This is a genomic window from Pseudomonas sp. PVC-5-1, from assembly GCF_057444345.1.
Window position 1 is genome coordinate 4,719,037 of the sequence record NZ_CM172024.1, and the last position, 11,056, is coordinate 4,730,092.

An 11,056-nucleotide genomic window follows, 5' to 3' on the forward strand; every position below is an offset into this window, starting at 1 on the left:
CAGGTCTCAAGTGTTGCGTAATACCTGTGGGAGCGGGCAAGCCCGCGAAGAGGCCGGTGCAGGCCACAAGAGGTGTTAAACTGCCGATCTTGTAACCTCATGCACATACCCATGGCCTACAAACCCTCCCCCGCCCAGCCGCCCTCGGCCCTGCTCCGCCAGGTCCGCCCGCTGCGCCTGCTGCTGAACCAGGCCGAACGCCTGGAGCACCTGCAGCGCCTGCTAGAAAGCCAGCTGCAACCGGCCGCCCGCGAGCATTGCCATGTGGCGTCGTGGCGCGATGGCACATTGTTGCTGGTGGTGACAGACGGCCATTGGGCAACCCGCCTGCGCTATCAGCAGAAACGCTTGATGTCTGCATTACAGGCCATGGAGGCATTCGCCAACCTCAGGCGCATCCTGTACAAGGTCCAGCCACCGCTGGTGCCAGCCAAGCGTGGTGGCAATGCCGCAGAACTGTCCAATAACGCAGCCGAGAGCCTGCGCGATACCGCCGAGGGCATCACTGACCCCAAGCTGCGCGCAGCACTGGAACGATTGGCCGCCCACGCCCGGGACAAGCCATAAAAAAGGCCACCCGAAGGTGGCCTTAATGAACTAGAGAGTGTTCGAACTTACACGGCCGCAACAGGGCGCATGTACGAGATCGGTGCCGTGCTGGCATCTTCGAAGGTGACCACTTCCCAGGCATCGGTTTCGGCAATCAGCTTGCGCAACAGCTGGTTGTTCAGCGCGTGGCCGGACTTGTAGCCCTTGAACTCGCCAATCAGGCTGTTGCCCAGCAGGTAGAGGTCGCCGATAGCGTCGAGGATCTTGTGCTTGACGAATTCGTCTTCGTAACGAAGGCCGTCTTCGTTGAGCACGCCGTCCTCATCGACCACGATGGCGTTCTCGACACTGCCACCCAGCGCAAGGTTGTGCTTGCGCAGGTACTCGATGTCACGCATGAAACCGAAGGTACGCGCGCGGCTGACTTCCTTCACGAACGAGGTGCTGGAAAAGTCGACGCTCGCGCTCTGGGTCCGGTTGCGAAGCACCGGATGATCGAAGTCGATCTCGAAGCTCACCTTGAAACCGTCGAAAGGCAGGAAAGTGGCGCGCTTGTCGCCCTCTTCCACGGTTACCTCACGCAGGATGCGGATGAACTTCTTGGCTGCGTCCTGTTCTTCCAGGCCGGCAGACTGAATCAGGAATACAAAGGGTCCGGCGCTGCCATCCATGATCGGCACTTCCGAGGCGGAGAGCTCGACGTAGGCGTTATCGATGCCCAGGCCCGCCATGGCGGAGAGCAGGTGCTCGACCGTATCGACCTTGACGTCACCGTTGACCAGCGTCGTCGACATGGTTGTCTCGCCGACGTTGGCCGCGCGCGCCGGGATTTCGACCACAGGGTCGAGGTCGGCGCGGCGGAAGACGATGCCGGTGTCAACAGGTGCAGGCTTGAGGGTCAGGTAAACCTTCTCCCCGGAGTGCAGACCGACACCTGTGGCACGGATGGTATTCTTCAGGGTGCGTTGTTTAATCATGGCATTGGCCGCTTCAGCGCAAATTGCGAACAGGTATCAACAAAGGCTGGGGATGATAACAGACCCAACCTTTGATGAATACCAATCACCTTTATACCCCTGATAAATTCCATTAATCAGCCTGACGACGCAGGAATGCCGGGATATCGAGGTAGTCCAGGTCATCCTGAGGGTTCAGTTTAGCGGCTGCAGCAGCACCTGCATGGGCCTGGTTGCGCATTACGGTCGGGCGCTCCAGGTCACGGTAGTTGACCGCAGGCTGCTCCTGGCGAACCGGCGCCGGGTTGGAGGCCTCGTACACCTGCTGGGCAGTCTGCAGGGTGTTGTCGACCACCTTCACAGGCTTCTCGATGCGCGCGCCCAGGCCAGTAGCCACCACGGTCACGTGCAGCTCGTCACGCATGTCCGGGTCGATCACGGTGCCGACCTTGACCATGGCGTGGTCGGAGGCGAAGGCTTCGATGATGCTACCCACATCGGAGTACTCACCCAGCGACAGGTCAGGGCCTGCGGTGATGTTCACCAGGATGCCGCGGGCGCCCTGCAGGTTGACGTCTTCCAGCAGCGGGTTGCGGATCGCTGCCTCGGTGGCTTCACGCGCACGGTTCGGGCCGCTGGCACAGCCAGTACCCATCATGGCCATGCCCATTTCACCCATCACGGTACGCACGTCGGCGAAGTCGACGTTGATCATGCCCGGGCGCTTGATGATATCGGAGATACCGCGCACGGCACCGGCCAGTACGTCGTCGGCCTTGGCGAAGGCGGACAGCAGGCTGGCATCCTTGCCCAGGATGGTCAGCAGCTTCTCGTTGGGGATGGTGATCAACGAGTCGACGCTTTCGGCCAGCATGCGGATGCCTTCATCGGCGATCTGCATGCGCTTGCGGCCTTCGAACGGGAACGGACGGGTCACCACGGCAACGGTGAGAATGCCCATTTCCTTGGCCACTTCGGCGATGATCGGCGCTGCACCGGTACCGGTACCGCCGCCCATGCCAGTGGTGATGAACACCATGTTGGTGCCCTGCAGCACTTCAGCGATGCGCTCACGGTCTTCCAGCGCGGCCTGGCGGCCGACTTCCGGATTGGCACCGGCACCCAGGCCCTTGGTCACGCCAGTGCCCAATTGCAGGATGGTGCGCGCGCCGATGTTCTTCAGCGCCTGGGCATCGGTGTTGGCGCAGATGAATTCCACGCCTTCGATGCTGCTCTTGACCATGTGGTTGACGGCGTTGCCGCCACCACCACCAACACCGATCACTTTGATGACCGGGCTTTGCGGGACGTTGTCTACGAGCTCGAACATTTTCCCTCTCCTTACAGTTCTCTAGTTGTCGCGCCTACCACTACTGCTTTGAAACTTAGAAATTGCCCTGGACCCAGCGCTTGAAGCGTTCAAGCACTGGAGCCTTCGGTTCATCGCCATAGCTGTTGTTGCTGCTGTTACCGGTCAGGGGCAGGTCTTCGGTCTGCTTCTGCAGGCCGTAGGTGAGCAAGCCCACGCCGGTGGAATAGATCGGGTTGCGAACCACGTCGCTGAGCCCCCGAACGCTGTGCGGTACGCCCAGGCGTACCGGCATGTGGAAGATTTCCTCGGCCAGTTCCACGGCGCCTTCCATCTTCGCGGTGCCGCCGGTGAGAACGATGCCGGCCGGCACCAGGTCCTCGTAGCCACTGCGGCGCAGTTCGGCCTGGATCAGGGTGAAGAGCTCGTCGTAACGTGGCTCCACCACCTCGGCCAGGGCCTGGCGCGACAGCTCGCGCGGTGGGCGATCGCCCACGCTCGGCACCTTGATGGTCTCGCCGGCGCCAGCCAGTTTGGCCAAGGCGCAGGCGTAGCGGATCTTGATTTCTTCGGCGTACTGGGTCGGGGTACGCAGGGCCATGGCGATGTCGTTGGTCACCTGGTCGCCGGCAATCGGGATCACCGCGGTGTGACGGATCGCGCCCTCGGTGAAGATGGCGATGTCGGTGGTGCCACCACCGATGTCCACCAGACACACGCCCAGCTCTTTTTCATCGTCGGTCAGCACCGAGTAGGCCGAGGCCAGCTGCTCGAGGATGATGTCGTCGATTTCCAGGCCGCAACGGCGTACGCATTTCTCGATGTTCTGCGCCGCGTTTACCGCGCAGGTGACCACGTGGACCTTGGCTTCCAGACGTACGCCAGACATGCCCAGCGGCTCGCGCACGCCTTCCTGGTTGTCGATCACGTAGTCCTGCGGCAGGGTGTGCAGCACGCGCTGGTCGGCCGGGATGGCAACGGCCTGGGCGGCGTCGAGTACGCGCTCCAGGTCGGCCAGGCTGACTTCGCGGTCGCGGATGGCGACGATGCCGTGGGAGTTCAGGCTGCGGATGTGGTTGCCGGCCACGCCGACGAAGGCCGAGTGGATACGGCAGCCGGCCATCAGCTGCGCTTCTTCCACGGCGCGCTGGATCGACTGCACGGTGGACTCGATGTTCACCACCACGCCTTTTTTCAGGCCGCGGGACGGATGAGTACCAATCCCGACGATTTCCAGGGTGCCGTCCTCGCCCACTTCACCCACCAGCGCCACCACCTTGGAGGTGCCGATGTCCAGCCCGACGATCATTTTGCCGCTATGCGCGTTTGCCATGGTCCTGCCTCTCTCTAATTCTTCGCAACGGCGGGTTGGGCCGTCGTCGGTGCAATCGGTTCCCGCCAACCAACGGCAAGTCCGTTGGAGTAACGCAGATCAATGCGGGCGATAGTGGTGATCTGGTCTTTGAGTGTCTTGTCGTAAATGGCAATGAAACGGCGCATCTTCTCCACCAGATGGTCGCGCCCCAGCAGCAGCTCGATGCCCGGCCCGGCGCTGCTCGCGCCCGTGGTCAGGAACCAGCTGCCTCGCTCGCGCAGCTCCAGGCGAGCGATGGAAAAGCCCAGGGGGCGCAGCATCTGGCTCAATACCTGATACTGCTGCATGACTTGTTGCTGAGCACGCTGCGGCCCGGCCAGCTGCGGCAGGTGCTCGTAGTTGGCCAGTTCGCGCGGGGTGAAAGCCTGGCCCTGGTTGTTGAGCAAGGCTTCGTCACCCCAGCGCGCCACCGGCAACTGTTCTTCCAGGCGGATCACCACCTCGTCTGGCCACACCCGGCGCACTTCTGCATGGGCGATCCACGGCATCTGCTCGAGTTCTGCGCGCATCGCCGGCAGGTCGACGCTGAAGAAGCTCGCTGCCACGTAGGGCGCGATACGCTGCTGCACCGACTGCTGGCTGATGTAGCTGAGGTCGCCCTGCACGTCGATCTTGGTGATCGGCCGGTCGGCATATGGCATCAGGCGAATGGCGCCCTCGTAGGCGCCAAAACCGGCCGCCACCAACAGCACTGGCCACAACAGGCGCTTGAGGCCACCCAGGCTTGGCCGCGGCAGGCGCGCCGATACGGGCTCGTCGGCCACCAGCCTGCTGGCACCACGCGGCACCGGCTTACTACGGCCGGTAACGGGTTGCTGCTGACGTATCATCGCGCCTTGCATGGTTTTAACCTCGCGTCGCCACGCTCTCGGCCAGGATTGCCAGCACTAGTTGCTGGAAGTCCAGGCCGGCCGCGCGGGCCGCCATGGGCACCAGGCTATGGTCGGTCATGCCGGGTGCGGTGTTGACTTCGAGCAGCCAGAACCGGCCCTGCTCGTCCTGCATCACGTCCAGCCGCCCCCAGCCTTCGATACCGATGGCATCGCAGGCACGCGCGGTCAGGTCGATCAGTTCTTGTTCCTTGACGCTGTCCAGGCCGCACGGAATGCGGTACTGGGTATCGTTGGCGATGTACTTGGCGTCGTAGTCGTAGAACACGTGCGGCGTACCCAGGGCGATCGGCGGCAGCACCTGGCCGCGCAATACCGCGACGGTGAACTCCGGCCCGTGGATCCACTGTTCCACCAGTACCTGGGAATCGTATTTAGCTGCGTCCTGCCAGGCGGCGACCAGTTCCTGGGCGCTGTTCACCTTGGCCATGCCGATGCTGGAACCTTCATGGGCGGGTTTGACGATAAGCGGGAAGCCCAGTTCCGTACTGGCCTGCAAACAATCGCTTTCGCTCGCCAGCACCGCGTGGCGCGGGGTCGGAATACCCAGGCTTTGCCACACCTGCTTGGTGCGCAGCTTGTCCATGGCCAGTGCCGAGGCAAGGATGCCACTGCCGGTGTAGGGGATGCCCAGGCACTCGAGCAGGCCTTGCATGCTGCCGTCTTCACCGCCACGACCGTGGAGGATGATGAAGGCGCGGTCGATCTTCTCGCTTTGCAGGCGGTCGAGCAGGTCGTCACCCACGTCGATGGCGACCACGTCGACACCGGCGGTGGTCAGCGCGTCGATCACTGCGGCACCGGACTTGAGCGACACTTCGCGCTCGGCGCTCTTGCCGCCGTACAGCACCGCGACGCGGCCGAACGCCTTGACGTCCAGGGTCGAGTGCAGCTTGTCGTAGGCGCTGGTCATTTCGACTTCTCCTGCTTGGCGCCAGCGAACAGCGGGCTTTTCATCAATTGAGGGGCCAGGCCGCCGACATCACCGGCACCTTGGCAGATCAGGATGTCGCCAGCGCGCAGCAGTGGCTTGACCAGCGGCGCAAGGTCGACACCACGTTCGATGTAGATCGGGTCCAGCTTGCCGCGCTGGCGGATGCTGTGGCACAGCTGGCGGCTGTCGGCGCCGGGGATCGGCTCTTCGCCAGCCGGGTAGACTTCCATCAGCAGCAGCACGTTGGCATCGCCCAGCACCTGGACGAAATCGTCGTACAGGTCGCGGGTACGGCTGTAGCGGTGCGGCTGGTAGACGATCACCAGGCGACGGCTTGGCCAACCGCCGCGCACGGCCTGGATCACCGCAGCCACTTCGGTCGGGTGGTGGCCGTAGTCGTCGACCAGCATCACGCTGCCGCCTTCGACCGGCAGTTCGCCGTACACCTGGAAGCGGCGGCCGACGCCCTGGAACCCGGACAGGCCCTGGACGATGGCTTCGTCGGTGATGCCTTCGTCAGTGGCGATGGCGATGGTGGCCAAGGCGTTGAGCACGTTGTGGTTACCGGGCATGTTCACCGACACCTCCAGCGGCTCGCGATCACGACGCAGCACGGTGAAGTGGGTCTGCATGCCCATCTGGCGAACGTTGATGGCGCGGACGTCAGCCTCGTCGCTGAAGCCATAGGTCACGGTCGGGCGCTTGACCTGTGGCAGGATCTCGCGCACCACCGGGTCGTCCAGGCACATAACGGCCAGGCCGTAGAACGGCAGGTTGTGCAGGAATTCGACAAAGGTTTTCTTCAACTTGTTGAAGTCACCTTCGTAGGTCGCCATGTGGTCGGCGTCGATGTTGGTGACCACGGCCACCATCGGCTGCAGGTGCAGGAAGCTGGCATCGCTCTCGTCCGCTTCGGCAATCAGGTAGCGGCTGGTACCCAGCTGGGCATTGGTGCCGGCAGCGGTCAGGCGGCCACCGATGACGAAGGTCGGGTCCAGGCCACCGGCGGCGAACACCGAGGCCAGCAGGCTGGTGGTGGTGGTCTTGCCATGAGTGCCGGCAACGGCCACGCCATGGCGATAGCGCATCAGCTCGGCGAGCATCTCGGCACGCGGCACCACCGGAATGCGCCGCTCGAGAGCGGTGGCGACTTCCGGGTTGGCCGGGTTGATGGCGCTGGACACCACCAGCACATCGGCGGTGGCGGCGTTCTCGGCACGGTGGCCGACGAAGATCTCGGCGCCGAACGACTCCAGACGCTCGGTGACCGGCGAAGCCTTCAGGTCGGAACCGGACACTTCATAGCCCAGGTTCAGCAACACTTCGGCAATGCCGCACATGCCCACGCCGCCGATACCGACGAAGTGGATACGGCGGATACGGCCCATCTTTGGCTGGGGCATGGCTTTCTGGCTTTCAACCATGGGCCACCTCCAGGCAGATATCGACCACGGTGCTGGTTGCGGCAGGTTTGGCCAGGCGCCGTGCGGTGCCTGCCATGACGTTGAGTTTCTCGGGTTGCATCAGCACCTCGTTCAGGCGTTCAGCGAGCTGCGCTGCGCCAGTTGTCGCTTGTGGCATCAGGAAGGCAGCGCCTTCCCGGGCCAGATATTGGGCGTTGTGGGTCTGGTGGTCGTCGATCGCATGGGGCAATGGCACCAGCATCGAAGGCAGGCCCGCTGCCGCCAGCTCACTGACGGTCAAGGCGCCGGCCCGGCACACCACAATGTCGGCCCAGCCATAGGCTTGGGCCATGTCCTTGATGAAGGGCTCTACCTGAGCCTCGACGCCCGCCTCGCGATAACGCTCGGCGGTGGCTGGCGCGTGTTGCTTGCCGGCCTGGTGGAATACCTCTGGCCGCAGCGCGGGGGGCACTTCGGACAGGGCCTTAGGCAACAATTTGTTCAATGGTTCCGCCCCCAGGCTGCCGCCCATCACCAGCAGGCGCGCACGGCGCTCGGCCAGCGGCGCGCGCAGGGCGTCCATGAACAGCTCCGGGCGCACCGGGTTGCCGGTGGTGCGCAGTTTGTCGCTGGCGGCGAAGGTGGCCGGGAAGGCTTCGCAAACACGCGCAGCCAGCGGCAGCAGCAGGCGGTTGGTAGTACCGGCGCGCGCGTTCTGCTCGTGGATCACCAGCGGTACGCCGCACAGGCGTGCGGCCACGCCGCCTGGGCCGGTCACATAGCCACCGAAGCCGACCACGCATACCGGCTTGAGCTCACGCACGATACGCCGCGCCTGCAGCACGGCCTTGACCAGGGTGAACGGCGCCTTGAGCAACGACAGCTTGCCCTTGCCGCGAAGGCCGCTGACCTGGATCAGATGCAACGGCAGGCCGGCCTGGGGCACCAGTTCGTTCTCGATGCCACGCGGGGTGCCCAGCCAGTGCACGCTGTAACCGCGCGCCTGGAATTCACGGGCGCAGGCCAGGGCCGGGAATACGTGGCCCCCGGTGCCGCCCGCCATGATCAGTACGTTCCTGCCGTCAGCGGCCATGATTGGTCTCCTCGGCAAAATCGCTTTCGCTGAATTCGTGCTCCTCACTGCCCAGGTGCGTACGGCTTTCCCACTCGATACGCAGCAACAGGCCCACGCAGGCACAGCAGATCACCAGCGAGCTGCCCCCGTAGCTGAGGAACGGCAGGGTCAGGCCCTTGGTCGGCAGCAGGCCGACGTTCACACCGATGTTGATCAGGAACTGGCCGATCCACAGGAAGGCCAGGCCGAACGCAACATAAGCGGCAAAGAACTGTTTGGCTTTTTCCGCCCACAGGCCGATATACAGGGCACGCACAGTCACGAATACGAACAGCGCGATAGTCAGCAGCGAGCCGACCACGCCGAGTTCTTCGGCCAGAACCGAGAACACGAAGTCGGTGTGCGCTTCAGGCAGGTAGAACTGCTTCTGCACGCTGTTGCCCAGGCCAACGCCCAACCACTCGCCACGGCCGAAGGCAATCAGCGCCTGGGTCAGCTGGTAGCCCGAGCCGAACTGGTCGGACCACGGGTCGGTAAAGGTAATCAGGCGCGCCATCCGGTAAGGCTGCGCCTGTACCAGGACGAACACCGCGACCACCGCCAATACCACCATCAGGCTGAAGCGGAACAGCCCCACCCCGCCGAGGAACAGCATGGCCGCCGCCGCACCCATCATCACCACGGTGGCACCGAAGTCCGGCTCCATCAGCAGCAGGGCAGCCATGGGCAGCAGCACGATGAATGGCTTGAAGAAGCCCATCCAGGTTTCGCGTACCTCGGTCTGCCGGCGCACCAGGTAGCCGGCCAGGTAGATGACCACGAACACCTTGGCAATTTCCGAAGGCTGCACGTTGAAGAAGCTGAAGCCGATCCAGCGCATGGAACCGTTCACTTCGCGGCCGATACCCGGCACCAGCACCAGCACCAGCAGGCCGAAGGCCCCCAGCAGCATCAGGAAGCCCATGCGCTGCCAGGTGGCGATCGGCACCATCATGGTGGCGCCACAGGCGACCAGGCCGAGGAACACGTACACCAAGTGGCGGAACATGTGGTAAAGCGGGTTGCCAGACTGCACCGCAGCCACTTCCGAGGACGCCGAGGTGATCATCACCAGGCCCAGGCCCAGCAAAGCCAGGCAGCCGGCGAGCATCGCGAAGTCCAGGTCGATGCCACGGCCGCTGATCAGCGGCGACGGATAGGGCTTGAGGATGCCAAAGATCATGCAAGGCCTCCCGCTGCCTGGGCGAACAGGCGCCCGCGCTCTTCGAAGTTCTTGAACATGTCGAGGCTGGCGCACGCCGGCGACAGCAGCACGGCATCACCCGCCCGGGACAGTTCGGCGCATTGCTTTACAGCCTCGTCGAGAGACTTAACGCGGACCAGTTGCACGCCATCACCCAGGGCTTCGGCCAGGCGCTCGGCATCACGGCCAAGCAGCACCACGGCGCGGCAGAAGCGCTTGACCGGCTCGCACAACGCGGCGAAGTCGGCGCCCTTGCCGTCGCCACCGGCGATCAGCACCAGTTTGCCTTCGATGTCGGAACCCAGGCCTTCGATCGCGGCCAGGGCAGCACCGACGTTGGTGGCCTTGGAATCGTCGTACCAGTTCACGCCGTTGCGCTCGCGCACCCACTGGCAACGGTGGGCCAGGCCGCCGAACTCGCGCAGTGCCTCGAGCATCGGTTCAAACGGCAGGCCGGCAGCGTGCCCCAGAGCCAGAGCCGCCAGGGCGTTGCTCTGATTGTGGGCGCCACGAATCTTCAGCTCACGTGCCGGCATCAGCGCCTGGAACTCGAACGCCAGGTATTTTTCGCCGTCCACTTCACGCAGGCCGAAGGCCTTGAAATCCGGTTGGTTGAGACCGAAGGTCCAGCATGGGCGGCCTTCCACCGGCAGTGGCCGGGACAGGGCATCCTGGCGGTTGACCACGACCTGGCGGGCACCACGGAAGATCCGGTGCTTGGCCAGGTGGTAGGCCGGCAGGCCGCTGTAGCGGTCCATGTGGTCTTCGCTGATGTTCAGCACGGTGGCCACTTCGGCGTTGAGCTGATCGGTGGTTTCCAGCTGGAAGCTGGACAGTTCCAGCACGTACAGCTCGACATCATCGGCCAACAGGTCCAGCGCCGGGGTACCGAGGTTGCCGCCCACCGCCACGCGCTTGCCTGCCTTGGCGGCCATTTCACCCACCAGGGTGGTGACGGTGCTCTTGGCGTTGGAGCCGCTGATGGCAATGATCGGGGCCTTGGCGTGGCGGGCGAACAGTTCGATGTCACCGGACAACTTCACCCCACGCGCGGCCGCCTGCTGCAGGGCCGGGGTGGCAAGGGCCAGGCCGGGGCTGACGTACAGCTCGTTGGCGCGGCACAGGAAGTCCACGTCCAGTTCACCACAGCGCACTTCCACCTGCGGGTAATCACGGCGCAGGGTGTCCAGTTCCGGCGGTTGCTCGCGGGTGTCTGCGACCGCAAAGGCAATGCCCCGGCTCGCCAGGAAGCGAACCAGGGACATGCCGCTCTTGCCGAGGCCGACAACGATGCGGAATTGGTCGGAAGCGATCAAGGACAC

Annotated in this window: 10 protein-coding genes; 1 reads left to right on the plus strand and 9 read right to left on the minus strand. The window is 64.0% G+C overall.

The window, feature by feature from the left end:
- Positions 1-111 precede the first annotated feature (111 nt).
- Positions 112-567, plus strand: coding sequence for a DUF721 domain-containing protein (locus AC2T3R_RS21570; RefSeq protein WP_023661964.1), 456 nt, complete (start codon positions 112-114; stop codon positions 565-567).
- Between the two features lie 47 nt (positions 568-614).
- Here AC2T3R_RS21570 and lpxC read toward each other — a convergent pair whose 3' ends face one another.
- The 9 genes from lpxC to murD form a co-directional block, all read right to left on the minus strand.
- Entirely contained in the window at positions 615-1,526 is a 912-nt protein-coding gene (gene lpxC, locus AC2T3R_RS21575) for a UDP-3-O-acyl-N-acetylglucosamine deacetylase (protein ID WP_023661965.1), read from the minus strand.
- A gap of 112 nt (positions 1,527-1,638) precedes the next feature.
- Positions 1,639-2,835, minus strand: a complete 1,197-nt coding sequence (ftsZ, locus tag AC2T3R_RS21580) for a cell division protein FtsZ (protein ID WP_003260772.1) — start codon at positions 2,833-2,835, stop codon at positions 1,639-1,641.
- Between the two features lie 55 nt (positions 2,836-2,890).
- Positions 2,891-4,147 carry a cell division protein FtsA gene (gene ftsA, locus AC2T3R_RS21585; RefSeq protein WP_015271706.1) on the minus strand — a complete coding sequence of 419 codons (1,257 nt, stop codon included), beginning with the start codon at positions 4,145-4,147 and terminating at the stop codon, positions 2,891-2,893.
- Positions 4,148-4,161: 14 nt separating this feature from the next.
- Entirely contained in the window at positions 4,162-5,031 is an 870-nt protein-coding gene (locus AC2T3R_RS21590) for a cell division protein FtsQ/DivIB (RefSeq protein ID WP_012274056.1), read from the minus strand.
- A 4-nt stretch (positions 5,032-5,035) separates the two neighbouring features.
- Positions 5,036-5,992, minus strand: a complete 957-nt coding sequence (locus AC2T3R_RS21595; RefSeq protein ID WP_023661967.1) for a D-alanine--D-alanine ligase — start codon at positions 5,990-5,992, stop codon at positions 5,036-5,038.
- On the minus strand, positions 5,989-7,437 hold the full coding sequence (gene murC, locus AC2T3R_RS21600) for a UDP-N-acetylmuramate--L-alanine ligase (protein ID WP_003260781.1): 1,449 nt from the start codon (positions 7,435-7,437) through the stop codon (positions 5,989-5,991). Before murC ends, AC2T3R_RS21595 begins: the two co-directional genes overlap by 4 nt.
- Positions 7,430-8,509, minus strand: coding sequence for an undecaprenyldiphospho-muramoylpentapeptide beta-N-acetylglucosaminyltransferase (gene murG / locus AC2T3R_RS21605; RefSeq protein ID WP_015271708.1), 1,080 nt, complete (start codon positions 8,507-8,509; stop codon positions 7,430-7,432). The genes murC and murG overlap by 8 nt, the downstream gene beginning before the upstream one ends.
- A complete protein-coding gene (gene ftsW, locus AC2T3R_RS21610; RefSeq protein ID WP_013974112.1) occupies positions 8,499-9,713 on the minus strand; it encodes a putative lipid II flippase FtsW in 1,215 nt (404 codons plus the stop codon). The genes murG and ftsW overlap by 11 nt, the downstream gene beginning before the upstream one ends.
- Complete coding sequence (gene murD, locus AC2T3R_RS21615; protein WP_486744237.1) at positions 9,710-11,056, minus strand: UDP-N-acetylmuramoyl-L-alanine--D-glutamate ligase; 1,347 nt, start codon at positions 11,054-11,056, stop codon at positions 9,710-9,712. The genes ftsW and murD overlap by 4 nt, the downstream gene beginning before the upstream one ends.

Bases quoted from the DNA above. Each gene is read 5' to 3' on its own strand.
- AC2T3R_RS21570 (WP_023661964.1), top strand. From the start codon at position 112: ATGGCCTACAAACCCTCCCCCGCCCAGCCGCCCTCGGCCCTGCTCCGC.
- lpxC (WP_023661965.1), bottom strand. From the start codon at position 1,526: ATGATTAAACAACGCACCCTGAAGAATACCATCCGTGCCACAGGTGTC.
- ftsZ (WP_003260772.1), bottom strand. From the start codon at position 2,835: ATGTTCGAGCTCGTAGACAACGTCCCGCAAAGCCCGGTCATCAAAGTG.
- ftsA (WP_015271706.1), bottom strand. From the start codon at position 4,147: ATGGCAAACGCGCATAGCGGCAAAATGATCGTCGGGCTGGACATCGGC.
- AC2T3R_RS21590 (WP_012274056.1), bottom strand. From the start codon at position 5,031: ATGCAAGGCGCGATGATACGTCAGCAGCAACCCGTTACCGGCCGTAGT.
- AC2T3R_RS21595 (WP_023661967.1), bottom strand. From the start codon at position 5,992: ATGACCAGCGCCTACGACAAGCTGCACTCGACCCTGGACGTCAAGGCG.
- murC (WP_003260781.1), bottom strand. From the start codon at position 7,437: ATGGTTGAAAGCCAGAAAGCCATGCCCCAGCCAAAGATGGGCCGTATC.
- murG (WP_015271708.1), bottom strand. From the start codon at position 8,509: ATGGCCGCTGACGGCAGGAACGTACTGATCATGGCGGGCGGCACCGGG.
- ftsW (WP_013974112.1), bottom strand. From the start codon at position 9,713: ATGATCTTTGGCATCCTCAAGCCCTATCCGTCGCCGCTGATCAGCGGC.